The 16,474-nt window shown below is 65.0% G+C and carries 14 protein-coding genes; 7 read left to right on the top strand and 7 right to left on the bottom strand.

Going from position 1 to position 16,474, the window contains the following annotated elements; translation table 11 throughout:
- Positions 1-164: 164 nt before the first annotated feature.
- Both CCZ28_RS03575 and CCZ28_RS03570 read left to right on the top strand, forming a co-directional pair.
- Positions 165-2,438: an OsmC domain/YcaO domain-containing protein gene (locus CCZ28_RS03575; RefSeq protein WP_140215959.1), complete on the top strand. Its 2,274-nt coding sequence runs from the start codon at positions 165-167 to the stop codon at positions 2,436-2,438.
- 200 nt (positions 2,439-2,638) lie between these two features.
- Positions 2,639-3,784, top strand: coding sequence for a GGDEF domain-containing protein (locus CCZ28_RS03570; protein ID WP_140215958.1), 1,146 nt, complete (start codon positions 2,639-2,641; stop codon positions 3,782-3,784).
- Here the strand turns inward: CCZ28_RS03570 and CCZ28_RS03565 are convergent.
- Both CCZ28_RS03565 and CCZ28_RS03560 read right to left on the bottom strand, forming a co-directional pair.
- The gene (locus CCZ28_RS03565; protein ID WP_140215956.1) at positions 3,781-4,188 is read right to left on the bottom strand and encodes a hypothetical protein; all 408 of its coding nucleotides are present in this window, start codon (positions 4,186-4,188) and stop codon (positions 3,781-3,783) included. The genes CCZ28_RS03570 and CCZ28_RS03565 overlap by 4 nt on opposite strands.
- Positions 4,189-4,287: 99 nt before the next feature.
- Positions 4,288-5,424 carry a glycerate kinase gene (locus tag CCZ28_RS03560; RefSeq protein ID WP_140215954.1) on the bottom strand — a complete coding sequence of 379 codons (1,137 nt, stop codon included), beginning with the start codon at positions 5,422-5,424 and terminating at the stop codon, positions 4,288-4,290.
- A gap of 381 nt (positions 5,425-5,805) precedes the next feature.
- Here CCZ28_RS03560 and CCZ28_RS03555 point away from each other — a divergent pair, with 381 nt between their 5' ends.
- Positions 5,806-6,837 (top strand): GGDEF domain-containing protein, encoded by a 1,032-nt coding sequence (locus CCZ28_RS03555; protein ID WP_140215952.1) that lies wholly within the window; start codon positions 5,806-5,808, stop codon positions 6,835-6,837.
- 27 nt (positions 6,838-6,864) lie between these two features.
- Here the strand turns inward: CCZ28_RS03555 and CCZ28_RS03550 are convergent, their stop codons facing one another.
- Positions 6,865-8,535, bottom strand: coding sequence for a methyl-accepting chemotaxis protein (locus tag CCZ28_RS03550; protein WP_140215950.1), 1,671 nt, complete (start codon positions 8,533-8,535; stop codon positions 6,865-6,867).
- A 157-nt stretch (positions 8,536-8,692) separates the two neighbouring features.
- Here CCZ28_RS03550 and CCZ28_RS03545 point away from each other — a divergent pair, with 157 nt between their 5' ends.
- Positions 8,693-9,889: an MFS transporter gene (locus tag CCZ28_RS03545; protein ID WP_140215949.1), complete on the top strand. Its 1,197-nt coding sequence runs from the start codon at positions 8,693-8,695 to the stop codon at positions 9,887-9,889.
- On the opposite strand, the gene CCZ28_RS03540 is transcribed toward CCZ28_RS03545, so the two are convergent.
- Positions 9,886-10,149 carry a hypothetical protein gene (locus CCZ28_RS03540; protein ID WP_140215947.1) on the bottom strand — a complete coding sequence of 88 codons (264 nt, stop codon included), beginning with the start codon at positions 10,147-10,149 and terminating at the stop codon, positions 9,886-9,888. The two genes, CCZ28_RS03545 and CCZ28_RS03540, sit on opposite strands and share 4 nt — an antisense overlap.
- A 50-nt stretch (positions 10,150-10,199) precedes the next feature.
- Positions 10,200-10,652: a MarR family winged helix-turn-helix transcriptional regulator gene (locus tag CCZ28_RS03535; RefSeq protein ID WP_140215945.1), complete on the bottom strand. Its 453-nt coding sequence runs from the start codon at positions 10,650-10,652 to the stop codon at positions 10,200-10,202.
- A 180-nt stretch (positions 10,653-10,832) separates the two neighbouring features.
- On the opposite strand from CCZ28_RS03535, the gene CCZ28_RS03530 reads away from it, so the two are divergent.
- Both CCZ28_RS03530 and CCZ28_RS03525 read left to right on the top strand, forming a co-directional pair.
- Entirely contained in the window at positions 10,833-12,065 is a 1,233-nt protein-coding gene (locus CCZ28_RS03530) for an MFS transporter (protein ID WP_140215943.1), read from the top strand.
- Positions 12,066-12,153: 88 nt separating this feature from the next.
- Positions 12,154-12,810, top strand: a complete 657-nt coding sequence (locus CCZ28_RS03525; RefSeq protein WP_140215941.1) for an ion channel — start codon at positions 12,154-12,156, stop codon at positions 12,808-12,810.
- Here CCZ28_RS03525 and solA read toward each other — a convergent pair.
- Both solA and CCZ28_RS03515 read right to left on the bottom strand, forming a co-directional pair.
- Complete coding sequence (solA, locus tag CCZ28_RS03520; RefSeq protein WP_140215939.1) at positions 12,807-13,976, bottom strand: N-methyl-L-tryptophan oxidase; 1,170 nt, start codon at positions 13,974-13,976, stop codon at positions 12,807-12,809. The two genes, CCZ28_RS03525 and solA, sit on opposite strands and share 4 nt — an antisense overlap.
- A 138-nt stretch (positions 13,977-14,114) precedes the next feature.
- A complete protein-coding gene (locus CCZ28_RS03515) occupies positions 14,115-15,113 on the bottom strand; it encodes a fatty acid desaturase (protein ID WP_140215937.1) in 999 nt (332 codons plus the stop codon).
- Positions 15,114-15,479: 366 nt separating this feature from the next.
- Here CCZ28_RS03515 and CCZ28_RS03510 point away from each other — a divergent pair, with 366 nt between their 5' ends.
- Positions 15,480-16,391 carry a TauD/TfdA dioxygenase family protein gene (locus CCZ28_RS03510; protein WP_140215935.1) on the top strand — a complete coding sequence of 304 codons (912 nt, stop codon included), beginning with the start codon at positions 15,480-15,482 and terminating at the stop codon, positions 16,389-16,391.
- Positions 16,392-16,474 lie beyond the last annotated feature (83 nt).

Genomic DNA, 16,474 nt, shown 5'->3' with positions numbered 1-16,474 from the left:
GCCCGAGGGCCGGCGATTCTACCCGAAGCCCGGCAGCCGCTCGACCGGGTGGCGCTACCGTCGGGCCGGGGCGCGGCGGGCTAAGGCGCACGCTGCGATATCGCGAGAAGGGAATTGTCCGGATAATACCCGCCAGTTCGTTTTCTTCTTCGTGGTAATCCTGCATGGAAATCAAAGTCAATTTCCTCGATAACCTGCGTCTCGAGGCCAAATTCGACGACTTCACGGTGGTCGCCGACCAGCCTATCCGCTACAAGGGCGACGGCTCCGCGCCCGGTCCGTTCGACTACTTCCTGGCCTCGTCGGCGCTCTGCGCGGCCTACTTCGTCAAGCTCTACTGCCAGACGCGGAACATCCCTACCGACAACATCCGGCTGTCGCAGAACAACATCGTCGATCCGGAAAATCGCTACGCGCAGATCTTCAAGATCCAGGTGGAGCTGCCCGCCGATATCTCCGCCAAGGATCGCCAGGGCATCCTGAGATCCATCGACCGCTGCACCGTGAAGAAGGTAGTGCAGACCGGTCCCGAGTTCGTCATCGAGGAAGTCGCCAATCTCGACGCCGATGCCCAGGCGCTGCTGATGCCCAGTGGCAACGGCGACACCCGCACCTACATTCCGGGCAAGGACCTGCCGCTGGAGCAGACCATCGCCACCCTGTCGGGCATCCTCGCCGACCTGGGTATGAAGATCGAGATCGCCTCCTGGCGCAACATCGTGCCCAACGTCTGGTCGCTGCACATCCGCGATGCCCAGTCGCCGCAGTGCTTCACCAACGGCAAGGGTGCGACCAAGGAAAGCGCCCTGGCCTCAGCGCTGGGCGAGTTCCTCGAGCGGCTGAACTGCAACTTCTTCTACAACGACCAGTACTGGGGCGAGGAGATCGCCAACGCGCCCTTCGTGCACTATCCGGACGAACGCTGGTTCCAGCCGGGTCGCCAGGACGAGCTACCGCTGGGCATCCTCGATCCCTACTGCCTGGCGATCTACAACCCGGACGGCGAGCTGCGCGGTTCGCACCTTCACGACACCAATTCCGGCAACGTGGCGCGCGGCATCTGCGCCCTGCCCTTCGTGCGCCAGTCCGATGGCAAGGTGGTGTACTTCCCCTCCAACCTGATCGAGAACCTCTACCTCAGCAACGGCATGAGCGCGGGCAACACCCTGGCCGAAGCCCAGGTACAGTGCCTGTCGGAGATCTTCGAACGCGCGGTGAAGCGGGAAATCCTCGAGGGCGAACTCTGCCTGCCCGACGTACCCGCGGAGGTGCTGGCGCGCTATCCCGGCATCGTCGCCGGCATCCAGGGGCTGGAGGAACAAGGCTTCCCGGTCCTGGTGAAGGACGCCTCCCTTGGAGGTCGCTATCCAGTGATGTGCGTGACCCTGATGAATCCACGTACCGGGGGCGTCTTCGCCTCCTTCGGCGCGCACCCGAGCCTGGAAGTGGCGCTGGAGCGCAGCCTTACCGAACTGCTCCAGGGCCGCAGCTTCGAAGGCCTCAACGACCTACCGCAGCCGACCTTCGAAAGCCAGGCGGTGACCGAGCCGAACAACTTCGTCGAGCACTTCATCGATTCCAGCGGCCTGGTGTCCTGGCGCTTCTTCAGCGCCAAGGCCGACTTCGCCTTCGTCGACTGGGATTTCACCAGCCAGGGGGAAGACGCCAACGCCCAGGAAGCGGCGACGCTATTCGGCCTGCTGGCGGCCCAAGGCAAGGAGGTCTACCAGGCGGTGTACCAGCACCTGGGCGTACCGGCCTGCCGCATCCTGGTGCCGGGTTATTCGGAAATCTATCCGATCGACGACCTGATCTGGGACAACACCAACAAGGCGCTGGCCTTCCGTGCGGACATCCTCAACCTCCATCGCCTGGACGACGGCGCGCTCGCCGCGCTGCTCGAACGCCTGGAAGAGAGCGAGGTGGATGCCTACACCGACATCACCACCCTGATCGGCGTCGAATTCGACGAAAACACCGTTTGGGGCCAGCTCACCCTGCTGGAACTCAAGCTGCTGATCAACCTCGCCCTGCAGCGCCTGGAAGACGCCAAGGAGCTGGTGGAGGCCTTCCTGCAGTACAACGACAACACCGTCGAGCGCGGCCTGTTCTACCAGGCGCTGAACGCCGTGCTGGAAGTCGAGCTGGACGACGAGCTGCAGATCGCCGACTACGAGACCAACTTCCGCCGCATGTTCGGCAACGCGCGGATGGACGCGGTGCTGGGCTCGGTCGACGGCAGCCTGCGCTTCCACGGCCTGACGCCCACCAGCCTGAAACTGGAAGGCCTCGACCGGCACCTACGGCTGATCGAGAGCTACAAGAAGCTGCACGCCGCCCGCGCCAGGCTGCAGCCCGTGGCGGAGCCCGCTACGCCAGGCAACGGCCTCAAGCCACGCCGCGTGGCCATCCGCAAGGTGGCGGCGCCCAGGGACTGAACGGCGCGCGGCCTGCGCCCGTCAGCGCCCTATCCAAGCCCTCGGGGCGCCGTTGAGGTGCCCTGGGACTGGCGACCGAGGCGCTCGATAAAGAGCGCTGGCCGCCTGCCCACCGCCCGGCACCGCTCGGTCAGTCGCGGGACGGTTCTGGTCATTTGTAGGATTAATCTGAATAGCGAACACCAACGCACGGTCTCGTCATGCTTTACACGCTTGTTACCTCTTCCAGCATCGTGGTCATCAGCCTGTTGTTCGGTGCCGGCCTGCTCGTCGCCTGGCGCGAGTTCGGCTTGCAGCGGCACGTGGCGCTCTGGGCCCTGTCGTTCATGGCCGCCGCCGTTGGCCACGGCCTGCGCATCGCCGGTGGCCTGTGGGTCGCCCAGCAAGGGCTGCTCGCCATGCTGGCCTGCCATGCCTCCATTGCCAGTTTCGCCCTCCTGGCCTGGGGCTTCCGCCTGCGGGTCAGGCGCGACAGCCGCCTGGTCATCGGCTGCTGGCTCGGCTCCCTGCTGGTGATCACCGCCGTCTGGTACGGCCAGCTCGCGGAATGGCGCACCTTCTCGCGGATCGGCACCGCTGCGGTCGATGCCCTGATGATCGCCATCGTGCTCGCGACCCTGCGCCGTACCCGGGGTACCGCGCGCATCCTGCAGGGCTACCTGCTGCTCTACGGCCTGTACATCGTCAGTGTCGGCATCACCGCCTGGCTGGCGCGACCGGGTGGTGAAGTAGGCAACCAGGTCTTCATCATCGTGCTGTCGATCGGGACGCCGACGGGCATGATCGGCAGTGGCATCCTGACGCTGTTGATCGTATCGGCCGATCTCGCCGCCGAATTGCGCCGCCAGGCCCGTACCGATGCCCTCACCGGCCTGCTCAACCGGCGCGGACTGGAGGAGCGGGCCGAGGAGCTGCTATCAGGCGCGGCGCGGCAACAACCGCTGGCGGTAGCCATCGCCGACCTCGATCATTTCAAGTCGATCAACGACCGCCTCGGCCATGCTGCCGGGGACGACGTACTGCGCCGCTTCGCCCAGCATCTGCGCGAAGAACTGGGCAGCCAGGGGGTGGCCGGCCGCCTGGGTGGCGAGGAATTCGTCCTGCTGCTGCCCGGCTTCAGTGGAGACGCTGCCTACCGCCTGATCGATGCCCTGCGTGCCGGGGTGCCGAGCCGCTTCACCGCCAGCCATCCGCAACTCGACCAGGTAAGCGCCAGCTTCGGCATCGCCCTGCTCCGGCCAGGCGACTCCTGGTCCGCCACCCTGGCCCGCGCCGACGCCGCGCTCTATCGCGCCAAGCATGCTGGACGCAATCGGGTGTTGCTGGACGAACAGGCACTCGCCTAACGCCACTCGCACCCGGCGACGCGGTTGCAACTGGTGCGGGCGCGGTCGCCCTGGGACGTGGAGAAGCGGCTGATCACGTTCCAGCCCAGTTGACGGGTGCGACCCAGCCAGACCTGGCCATCGCTGGTGAGACCACTGAAGAACTGCAGCCGCCCCAGCCGGGTACTGGTCTGGGCCCAGGTCAGGCCGGAGACCGGATCGAAACCGCGCATCAGGGTGTCGTTGCCCTGCACCGCCACCCCGTACCAACCGCCCTGCCGATCCTGGCAACGCAGCACGAAGGCGCTGCGCACGCAGGTGTTGGCGGGTTTGAGACTGGGAATGGCGGCCTCAGCGGAACACAGCGGCCCAAGCAGCAGCAAGGCGGACAACAGGCCGTTACGCAGGATGGCAGACGGGATCATCGCGGCAGTCGGTCGGGAGCGGGACGCCTAGCATGCGGCAAATCCCGCGGCCCTGCCAGCCGCGAAAGGCGGGCAGCCCCGTAGCCAAAGGCTCTGGCTTCAGCGTCTGGCCATTCCCCAGAGCCGACCGATATCGCGGGCGGTTCGCTCCAGCAATACCTCGGCCTGGGTCAGCGCCTCCTCCAGGCTGAGCGGCCCAGGGACCAGGCTGAAGGCGGCCGCTAGGCCCTGCTCGTAGAGAGCCTCGTACCCGTCACCCAGCGAACCCGCCACGGCTACCACCGGCACGCCGTGGCGGCGAGCCAGGCGCAGTACGCCGGCGGGCGTCTTGCCTCTCAGGGTCTGGCCGTCCAACCGCCCTTCCCCGGTCAGCGCCAGGTCGGCACCCTGCAGCGCCGCCTCCAGCCCCACCAGTTCGGCCACCACCTCGATACCGGGGCGGAAGGTCGCCTGGAGAAACGCCAGGGCGGCGAAACCCACGCCGCCAGCGGCACCCGCGCCCGGCTGGTCCTTGGCGTCACGTCCCAGGGTAGCCGCGGTGATTGCCGCGAAATGCGCCAGGGCCTCATCGAGCTGGCGGACCTGCGCGGGTGAGGCGCCCTTCTGCGGGCCGAAGATGTGACTGGCCCCTTGGGGGCCGCAGAGGGGATTGTCGACGTCGGCGGCGATAACTACCTCTACCTCCGCCAGCCGGGGATGCAGGTCCGTTAGTTCGATCCGAGCCAGCTTGGCCAGGGCCGCACCACCAGGCGTCAGCTCCTTCTCGTGTTCGTCCAGCAGCCGTACACCCAGGGCCTGCAGCAGCCCCGCGCCGCCATCGTTGGTGGCGCTGCCACCGATGGCCAGCACCAGGCGTTCGGCCCCCTCATCCAGCGCCGCTCGCAGTAACTCGCCAGTGCCGCGAGAGGTAGCCACCAGCACCTCACGACGGGCCTTGGGTACCAACTCCAGGCCACTGGCGCTGGCCATCTCGACGAAGGCGGTGCGCTGCTCGGCCAGCCAACCCCAGCGAGCTTCTACCGACCCGCCCAGGGGCCCGGTCACCTGCGCCTGCCGTACCTCGCCCCCGGTGGCGGCCAGTACGGCGTCCAGGGTGCCTTCACCGCCGTCGCCCAGCGGGCATTCGACCAGCTCGGCCTGCGGCAGGGCCTGGCGCAGGCCGCGGGTCAGGGCGCTGGCCACGCCGGCGGCAGAGAGACTTTCCTTGAATGAATCCGGGGCGATGACGATCTTCATGGGCGATTCTCCGTTGTTGTGTCCCGAGTGTTTCCTGGTTAGCAGGCGACGACAACAGGACGAATGCCCAGTAAGGACCGATCAAGACTGTGAGCCTGCCCACCCGGAATCCAGGAGCAGCAGCCCGCAGTACAGCTCAGTGGCTTCGGCGAAACGCCGTGGATCGCTCGGCCTGTGTCGACCGAGCAGCGTGGTGACGGGCCATACGGGCTGGGAGTACTCGCGATCTCCAAAGGTGACCGACGGGTCGTCCCGCCTGGTGATCCATTGGGCACTGCTTCCGCTCCGCTCGACCGGAGGATTGGCCAGGCTGGCCGTTTGCCATTAAGCTTACTATTAGCGCGTTTATTGTTGGCGCAATGTAGCTTAACGGATCCCTTGATGAGTGTTCTTTCCTCCCGCGATCGTGACCAGGCCCTGGAAGATTCCCTGGAACAGTTCTGGTGCGTCGCCAAACCCGTGGTGCAATCGGCCATGGCGATTCACCTGGTCCTGCTGACCGTCTTCGTCCTGCTCGACAAGACCCTGATGGTCTGGGCCAATGTGCTCAGCGTCTCGATGTACCTGGGGTGCCTGGCCGCCCTGCGCCGCCGCCGCTATCGGGCCGCGAGCCTCACCATGTGCAGCGAAATCGTCGCCCACGCCTGGCTGGCCACCTGGCAGCTCGGCTGGGACAGTAACTTTCATTACTACATGCTGTGCATCCTGCCCATCGTCATCTACAACTACCGTACCGCGCCCAAACGGCATCTGCTGCTGGTCATCGCCATCCTGGTCACCCTGGCCGGCGGCTACCTGCTGCACCCCGCGGCAGGGCTTTCGCCCTGGGTCCTGCACCTCTTCGGCACCAGCAATATCATCTGCGCCCTGCTGCTGCTCCTGTATGGTACCGGCGCGTCCTTCCACCACAGCACCAAGATGCAGCTGGACCTGTTGCACTCCGCCAGCCATGACAGCCTCACCAATCTGTACAACCGGCGGCGCATCCTCGACCGGTCAGTCAACGGCCAATGCCTGAACGGCAGTCTCATCCTGTTCGACATCGATCATTTCAAGCACATCAATGATCGCTTCGGCCATGACTGCGGCGATCTGGTGCTACAAGGGATCGCTGATGTCATCCGCCGCGAGGTCCGGCAATCGGATCTTGCCGCGCGCTGGGGTGGCGAGGAATTCCTCGTCCTGTTGCCCAGCGCACCGACCAGCGTGGCCTGGACGGTCGCGGAGCGCATCCGGCAACGCCTCACCGAGGTGACCCAAGCCCTCGAACGCGGGCCGGCACGGGTCACGGCGACCCTGGCGGTCTGCGAGATCCGCAACTGCGAGGCCTTCGCCAGCGCCCTGGAGCGCGCTGACCAGGCGCTCTACCGGGGTAAGCAGGAAGGCCGCGACCGGGTGATGCTGGCCGCCTGAGGCCCCTGGTCCGCCCAGGGGTCGGCTTCAGACCACGAAGCGTTGCAGAGTGCCGTGCAGATCGGCGGCCAGACTCGAGAGTTGCTGGCTGCTGGCACTGGTCTGTTGCGCCCCGGCGGAGGTCTGGGTCGCGGCGTCGCGAATCAGCGTCAGGTTACGGTCGACTTCTATGGTGGTTGCCGTCTGCTGCTGGGTCGCCGCGGAAATGGCATCGTTACGTCGCTCGATGGCGGCGATGGCCTGGGTGATGCCCTCGAGCACCTGCCAGGTGGCCTGGGCCTTGTCGCGCGTCTGGCTGGCCTGGGCACGGCTCTGATCGAGTGCCGCCGCGGTCTTGTGGCTCACCTGCTGCACCCCCCCGATCAGGTCTTCGATCTCGCGGGTCGAATCACCGGTACGCCGCGCCAGGCCGCGGACTTCGTCCGCCACGACCGCGAAGCCCCTGCCGGCCTCACCCGCGCGCGCCGCTTCGATGGCGGCGTTGAGCGCCAGCAGATTGGTCTGCTCGGCCACGTTGCGGATCACATCGAGCATCTTGCTGATGCCCTGGGACTGTTCGGCCAGATGCTCCGCCTGGGCAGCCGCTTCGTCGACGTTGCCCACCAGCTGGGTGATGGCGGCCAGGGTCTCCTGGACCTGCGCCTGTCCCTCATAGGCCTGGTGGACACAACGACGAGACTCTTCCGAGGTGGACGTCGCGTGCTCGCAGACCACCTGCACCGCCTGGTTGAGTTCGTTGACCGCCGTTGCGGCTTGCTGGATCTCGGCGGTCTGCCGCTCGAGGTTGAGACAACTCTCTTCCATCACCGCGCACATCTGCGTCGAGGCCGACGCCAGTTGCTCGGACGCATTGCCGGTATGTGCCAGCACCTCGCGTAGATTGCCCTGCATGCGCTCCAGCGCCAGCAGCAACTGGGTCGCCTCGTCGCGCCCCTGGGCTTGGATGTTCTGCCGCAGATCGCCCGCCGCGATGCCGGTGGAAATGTCCACCGCTTGCCGGAGCGGCTGTACCACGCTACGGGTCAGGCGCCAGGCCAGGAGCAGCAGCAGCACGATGGCCCCGCCGATGGCCGACCAGACGATGGTACGGGCCTGGACGAATTGGGCTTCGGCCCGATCCTTGGCCTGGGCCGCGCTCTGCTTGTTCAGTTCACGTAGCAGTTGGACCTGCATGTCCATCAGGTCGCCCTGCAAGTTAACCACGGTGTCCAGCTGGACCCGCGCCGCCGCGAGCTGTTTTTCCTCGATCAGTTGCACTTCCTTGCGCAGTCCGCTCACGAAGGGCTGGTAGGCAGCGTGCAGCGCCTTGACCGAGTCGCCCTCGGTGGCATTACTGATCACCGGCTGATAGTCGCGGAACAGTTGGTCGGTCTCGTTCACCAGCTGCTCCAGGGTGACCTTGGTCATGGCCACGGCACCCGGGTCCTCGGCGTTGAGCAACACCACCGAGGCTTGGTTACGCAACTTGCCGAGGTTGACCGCCAGGGCATCGGCGATGGCGATGCTGGGCAGGCAATCCTGCTCCATGATCAGTGCCTGGCGCCGCAGTTGCTGCATTTCCCACAGCGAGAAGGTGCCGAGGCCGGCCAGCAGCATGGCAGCGAGGGTGAAGGAGCAAAGCATCCGCGGGCCGGTCCTGAGTGATCTCAGCCAGGAACGACGCGATAAACGACGGAGAGGAGTGAGGAGACGGAGCATGGTTCGCCACTGCTAAAAGACGGTTGTATGTCGAAGCCTAGGACGAGCAGATGTCGGCTTGATTACAAAATGGCGCCTGAATTATGACGTCTTATGATTGCAGCAGACCTTGGCAACCGCTAACGTCCGCCCCTCGTTTTCGCGCAGCCTCATTGCCATGACTTCCGCTACACCCAAGGCGTCCAGGCGCCAGGTCCTGTTGCTCGGTATCGCCCAGATCCTCGTGTGGGGTGGCTCCTTCTTCATTCTCGCGGTGCTGGCCGATCCGGTGGTGCGGGACACCGGGTGGTCGCGCCAGTGGGTCTATGGCGGGCTTTCCCTCGGCGTGCTGGTATCCGGCCTGCTGGCTCCAGCCTGTGGCCGCCTGATCGCCCGCCACCGCGGGCGCACGCTGCTGTCGCTGAGTGGCGTGATCGTGGCCAGTGGTCTTGCGCTCATGGCCAGCGCTCACCAGTTGCCGGTATTCGTGCTGGCCTGGGTGATCATGGGGATCGGCATGGCGGCCGGGCTGTACGATGCCCTCTTCGCCACCCTGGGCACCTGCTACGGCGCCCAGGCCCGGGCGGCGATCAGTGGCATCACCCTGGTGTCCGGATTCTGTACCGCCATCACCTGGCCGCTGGCCGCCTTGCTGGTCACCCATCTGGGGTGGCGCGGCGCCTGCCTCACCTATGCCACGGTCCTGCTGCTGACGGTCGCGCCGCTGTACCGGTACGCCCTGCCCGCACCCGCGACGACCCGGAAGGTGTCTCCGGCGAATCAAGAGCAACCAGTGGCGCCGGTGAATCGCGCCCTCTATGGGGTACTCACCGCCCTGTTCACCCTGGGCGCCGTCCTGATGACGGCGATTTCCATCCAGTTGATCACGCTGCTGCAGGGCCTGGGCTATGGCCTGGCCAGCGCCGTGGCGCTGAGTGCCTGCCTGGGTCCGAGCCAGGTGGCCTCCCGCGTCATCGATCTGCTCAACCGCAACAGTCATCCACTCTGGACCGCCCTGGCATCGGTGGTCTGCACGGCCTGTGGACTGCTGTTGGTGACCCTGGGACCCGCCATCGCCTGGGTCACGGTGGTCGGCCTGGTGATTTTCGGGGCGGGCAATGGGCTGCGGGCGATCATTCGCGGCACCCTGCCACTGGTGCTCTGGAGCCCGGCTGAATATGCCCAGGTGCTGGGGCGAATGGCGCGCCCCGCGCTACTGGGGCAGGCAGCGACACCGCTGATCTGCGGCTATGTACTGGAGCACTACGGCACCCAGGCGGTACTGGGGCTGCTGTGCCTGCTGGCACTGATCAACGTGGCGTTGGTCGCCTGGCTGTTCAAGGCGCTGTTCGGACGGCACGGAAAACCCGGCTAATCACAGGCGACTTCCCGGGGCACCAGCCGCAACTGGATACCGGTGCGGCGCAGGGTGAGGATATCGCCCTCGCGCTGGCCGACCACGTCGCCCAGGGTACTGCGCAGTTCCTCGCCAAGCAGCCGCGCATAGGTTCGCGGATCCTCGTCCTGGCAGCCCTCGGCGATGTGCAGTTCCCCCTGCAACAGCTTGCCGGCGGTACGACCGCTGGCGAGATCGACGAGCAAGTAGTCTTGGTCAGGCTGGTAGGTGAAGGTCATACGATTTCCTCGGCGACTGTAGCCATGGGAACCGCCACCCCGCGGTTGGTTCAGGAACGGGTCGCGCCTTCTTCGTCCAGCCGACTACGCAGCATGATCAGGGTCTCCCGCAGGTCGTCCAGGCCGGCATCGCCCAGGGCGCAGACTTCCCGTACCCGCCCGTTGACCCCATTGGCCTGATCACGCAGGCCACGACCGGCAGGGGTGAGTTCGATCGACAGGTTGCGCTCGTCTTCGGTGCTGCGGCGGCGCGTGACCAGGCCGGCGGCTTCGAGGCGCTTGACCACCGGGGTCAGGGCTCCCGAATCCTGGCGCAGCCGATTGGACAGCTCCTTGAGCGTCAAACCGTCATGCTCCCACAGCACGAGCATGATCAGGTATTGAGGGAAGGTGAGCCCCATGCTCTCCAGTAATGGCTTATAGAGCTGCGTCATGGCGAGCGAAGCCGAGTACAGGGAGAAGCACAGTTGCTGGTCGAGGAGCAGTGGATCTTTAACAGTCATGGGATATGCCGTTGCGAAAGGCGTGAACAGGATTGGTCAGAGCCAGCAGCACCGTAGCGTGCCACAAGACCCGGATCCGCGTGATCGGCCGCCGGAAATATCCGGTAACTAGCACTGGATTCGGAGTCGACAGAATGCCACAGTGAGTGGCTGTACATAAATAATAAGGGTAATACCTGCATGGCCGTCTCCTCTGCCACCCCGGCGGCACCCGGCGAAACACCCCTCTCCGCCACCTCCGGAGCCTCGCCTCTGGTGATGGGGATCCTCGCTTCCTGCGCGCTCGCCCACCTCGTCAACGACCTTATCCAGTCCGTCCTGCCGTCGATCTATCCGATGCTCAAGGACAGCTATGATCTGACTTTTACCCAAATCGGCTTGATCACCCTGGCGTTCCAGATCACCGCCTCGCTGCTGCAACCCTGGATCGGCTTCCATACCGATCGCTACCCGAAGCCCTATTTGCTGCCCGCCGGCATGGTCTGCACCCTGTTCGGTGTTCTGCTGCTCGCCTTCGTCGGCAGCTTTCCGGCGATACTTGCCGCCTCCGCCCTGATCGGAGTCGGCTCCTCGACCTTCCACCCGGAAACCTCACGCGTGGCGCGCCTGGCCTCGGGTGGTCGCTTCGGTCTGGCCCAATCGACCTTCCAGGTGGGCGGCAACGCCGGCACGGCCATTGGCCCCCTACTGGCGGCGGCGATCATCATTCCCTATGGCCAGAGTCATGTGGCCTGGTTCGCCCTGTTCGCGCTCTTCGCCATTGGCATGCAGTACGGGCTGTCGCGCTGGTATCGCAACCACCTGCGCAACGCCAAGGGCCGCAAGCCGGTGAACCTGGGCCACGGCCTCTCGCGCGGTCGCGTGACCTTCGCATTGGTCATACTGGCGCTGCTGGTATTCTCCAAGTACATCTACATGGCCAGCATCACCAGCTACTTCACCTTCTATCTCATCGAGCGCTTCGGTCTGTCGGTAGCCAGCTCCCAACTGCACCTGTTTCTCTTTCTCGGAGCGGTGGCGGCCGGGACCTTCCTGGGCGGCCCCATCGGCGATCGCATCGGTCGCAAGGCGGTCATCTGGTTCTCCATCCTCGGGGCGGCGCCCTTCACCCTCGCCCTGCCCTACGTGGACCTGTTCTGGACCAGTGTCCTCAGCGTGATCATCGGCTTCGTCCTGGCCTCGGCCTTTTCCGCCATCGTGGTCTATGCCCAGGAACTGGTGCCGGGCAACGTGGGCATGATCGCCGGGGTCTTCTTCGGCCTGATGTTCGGCGTCAGCGCCATCGCCGCGGCGGGCCTGGGCAACCTGGCGGACCACCGCGGCATCGAATACGTCTACCAGCTGTGCTCCTACATGCCGCTGCTGGGCGTGCTCACCATTCTGCTGCCGGTCACGCGCCGCAAAGGCAACTGAGCGTTACGCCATGGGCAGGGACGTTGCCCGTGGCGGCTCCCCTCACCAACCGCTACGCTTGCGCCCTCCGACCTGTCACCGAGCTCCGATGAAAACCCCGCTGCACTACCTGGTCCGCTACCCCTCCGCCAACCTGCTGTTCATCCAGCTGCTCGGCCTGCTCCTCTATCCGCTGGTGGAACAGGAAGAGCATGGCCGCGCCCTCATCGGCGCCTTCGGCATCATCGTCCTGGCCACCGCCTTGCGCATGGTGCGTCGCAGTCCGACCATCCAATGGCTAGGCTTCATTCTCGCCGGCTGCATCCTGGTGCTGACGGTGCTGGTCGAATGGCACGGCAACACCCAGCTGATAGTGTCCCTCGCGATCCTCGATGCGGTCTTCTACTTCTATGCGGCGGGCAGCCTCATCGCCTACATGATGGAAGACCAGCGCGCGACTACCGATGAACTCTTCGCCGTCGGCGCGACCTTCACCCTGCTGGCCTGGGCCTTCGCCCACGCCTACTCGGCCTGCCAGATCCTGCAGCCGCACAGCTTCACCGCCGCCAACGACCCCATGGACGCGCGGACCTGGACGGAATTGCTCTACGTCAGCTTCGCGATCCTCTCCGGCGTCGGCCTGAGCGATATCTATCCCATCCGCCCCATGGCGCGCTCGCTGGTCATGCTGGGCCAGTTCTCCGGCGTCATGTATATCGCCCTGGTGGTGACGCGGCTGGTGACCCTGACGGTGCGCAGTCGCTAGCCGAACCGCGCCAGACTGAAGCTGCTCAGGTCGAGATCGCTGCGCCCTTCGGTGACTCGTTGCGCCAGCGCCTCGCCCAGCGCCGCCGAATGCTTGAAGCCATGCCCGGAGCAGGCACTGACCACGGTCACGCCGGGCATGGCCGGATGCTCATCGACGATGAAGCCGAAATCCGGTGTCACGGTGTAGGCACAGACCGCGCTGCGCAGGGCGCGTGGCCCCAGTCCGGCGATCCACCTTTCCACTTGATCACTGAACAGCCTGCTCGATTCTTCAGGATGAAGTGAGCGATCAATTCCTACAGGGGTGGTATTATCTTCATATTGTTCGGTAGCCACCTTCATCGAGCCTTCACCGGGCAAGGGCGGAAAGCCGTAGAAGAGATCGCTGTCGCCGCTGCCATGGGCCAGGATGAAACTGGGAGAGTCAACGGGAAACCGTTCGGGCTCGACCACTTCGAACCAATGAAGGGTCTGGCGACAGACGCGCAGTAGCTTGTCGAAAGGCGCTCCCAGCAGCTCGGCGCTCCACATGCCGGCGGCAACCACTACCCGCTTGGCACGCCAGCGCCCCTGAGCCGAATGCAGGATCACGCCATGGGCATCCTGCTCCAAGCGGTCGATGACGGTGTCGGTGAACAGCCGGGCGCCCCGCTCCAGGGCACCGTCCAACTGGGCCTGGATACAGGCTTCCGGGTAGAGATAACCGCCCCCAGGCTCGAAATAGCCGAGAGCGTCGTCCGCCACCTGGAACTGTGGAAAGCGCTGGCGAATGGTGGGGCCGTCCCACTCCTCGTGGGCGATACCGTAGCGCCGCGCCAGCTCCAGGGTGGTCCGAGTAAAATCCGGGCGCCCGTGATGAGACGTGGCAGTGGCCGTCGCCGTCATGATCAGCACGCCGCACTGCTCGAACAGGCTCACGCCTCGCTCCGCCTCCAGTTCACGCCATAGCTGATGAGAGCGCAGCGCCAAGGGGACGTAGGCGGCACCCTCGCCCACCGCCTGGCGCGTGATGCGCGTTGCCCCATGGCTGGAGCCCAGCTCATGGGGCGGCGCAAAGCGATCTATGCCCGCGACCCTCACGCCGCGCTTGGCCAGCTGATACAGGCTGGCCGCTCCCATGGCGCCCAGCCCCAGCACGATCACCTCGAACGTCGATTCCTGCACCTGTCACCCCTCGCAACCCGGACCAAGCCTGGCACTCTAGCAAAGGTCCGGACAGGCAGGCGGCAACGCCCTGCCCTCTTGGCGACTGAAAGAGGCAGGGAGCCGGACCAGGAGAACTCAGCGACTATAGGGGTGGTATTACCATGGGAGGCAATGCACGCAGGGACGCTCGCCGCCGGCCCGCTCGCCCCGTGAGACTTTCGCACTGGGGTGCACGGGGGCATCCACGGCCCGCCAGGCGAAGCGTCGTCCCAGTTCGAGAAAGCCCGAGAAGACGAAGTCACCGCTGCGCACTCGATAGGCGCTACGTCTCGCCCGATAGACCCGCGGGATGAGATACCAGGGCAAGCCAGGCAGGTCATGGTGGACGAGATGCAAGGTGTTGTTGAGGAACAGCAGGCGCAACGCCCCAGCGCTTTCATTGAGCACACAGCGCTGTGCCGGGTCCTGCGCGGGGCGGTGTTCGTAGAAGGACCTGACCAAGGCCAGTGCCAGGGCGGGCCAGGCGATCCCCAGGACGTAGACCAATAGCGGCATGCCGGAGAAGTGCTGGATGCTCGTGAGCAGCGCGGCGACCCATCCCAGGTGGACCAGCCACACGCGCAGCACGCCCTGCTCGCCCTGGCGCCAGCGACGGACTTCGTGCCCGACCATCCCGTGCAGCGCCAGCAGCGGCCCGATCAGGATCCGGCCGATCAAGGTCTTGTCCAGCCAAAGCAGTCCACGTCCGGTCGTTCCCCTGCGCTCCCAGAGCTCGCCGTCGACATAGCGACTTTCGGGATCGAGAGTCGGGTCGGTGAGATGTTCGCGGCGATGATGGGCCAGATGGCTGTCGCGATAGAGCGGATAGGGAAACCACAGCCCGAGCGGCGGATAGGCCAGCGCGGCATTGATTCGCGGCCAGGGTGTGGGGTGGCCATGAATCAATTCGTGCTGCAGGGATTGCTGGAGTACCACCACCAGGATCAACGGTGGCAGCGTCCAGTAGCCCAGCAGCGGCCAGGCGGCGATCAGGCCCAGCCAACTGCCGTAGACACCGATCAGCAAAATCCAGGTAGGCCATTCGCTACGGGCCATGAAGGTTCGCGCGAGTAATTTCACCAGGCGGCGATGCCGCGTATCCAGGTAGACAGTCACCACTAAATCCCATCGCATTCAGGTGTAGCGCGACAGTAAGCAAAGGATAGGTCCTGGCCAAATAACATTCTGGCATTAACTCATGAAGAAGCTGGCTACGGATCCCGGCATTATCGAAAGATAGATGACTGCCCACGAACAGTTACTTCTCCAAACGTCGTGCAGGGAAAATTTAAATCAAACAAAATCAAAGAAATCAGAAACTTAAAACGAACCAAATATAAACAACTGATCTCCAAGTGTTGCCTGGCGAACACTTCGATCAAGACAGACTGCCAAGCATATGCTTAGCAGCAATGAAGATTGGAAACGCCCCAAACTAGACTTTTAAACTCCAGCGCTCTCTCAGCCGCCAGGAGTGTTGCCATGTCCCTCGTGATCGAACCTCTCACCGGTCGTATCGGCGCGCAGATTTCCGGCGTGAAGTTGTCCGCCGATCTCGACGAGTCGACCTTTGCCGCATTGCACCGGGCATTGCTCGAACACAAGGTGATATTCCTGCGCGACCAGCATCTGAGCGATGACGAGCACGAAGCCTTTTCCCGGCGCTTCGGTGAGCAGGTGCCCCACCCCACCGTGCGTTCGGCGGAGCGCAGCGCGGCCATTCTCAACCTGGATTCACGACACAGCCGGGCCAACTCCTGGCACACCGACGTCACCTTCGTGGTGGACTACCCGAAGATCTCCATCCTGCGTGGCGTGGTGATACCCGACCGAGGCGGCGATACCGTCTGGGCCAATACCGCCGCGGCCTATGCCGACCTGCCGGAGCCGCTCAAGGCGCTGGCGGACGGCCTACGCGCCCTGCACAGCAATGTCTACGATTACGCACCGTCGCGCCACGCCGAGGCCAACGGCCTGCGCCGCTATCGCGAGGAATTCACCGCCGAAATCTACGAGACCGAGCATCCGCTGGTGCAGATCCATCCGGAAACGGGTGAACGCGTCCTGGTGCTGGGGCATTTCGTCAAGCAGATCCAGGGCGTCAGCGCCAACGACTCCAAGCAACTGCTGCGCCTCTTCCAGGACCGCATCACCGCGCTGGAAAACACCGTGCGCTGGCGCTGGCGGACGGGCGATGTGGTGCTCTGGGACAACCGCGCCACCCAGCATATCGCCGTCGACGACTACGGCAGTGCCGAGCGGATCGTGCGGCGCACCACCATCGCTGGCGAGGTACCGCTCGGCGTCGACGGCCGCCCCAGCCAAGCCATCAGGCCCTCAGCCGAGGCCCGCTCGCCGCGTAGCGAAGCCGACAAGAAACACCTGGCCGCCTGACCCGATACGCAAGGAGCCATTCATGAAGCGTCTTCGCACCCTGGGCCGCGGCCTCGTCGCGGCCATCACCCTAATCGGCACTA

The sequence above is a fragment of the Pseudomonas oryzihabitans genome (genome assembly GCF_006384975.1).
GTDB classification, from domain to species: Bacteria; Pseudomonadota; Gammaproteobacteria; order Pseudomonadales; family Pseudomonadaceae; genus Chryseomonas; species Chryseomonas psychrotolerans_B.
This window is presented reverse-complemented; position numbering and strand designations above follow the sequence as displayed.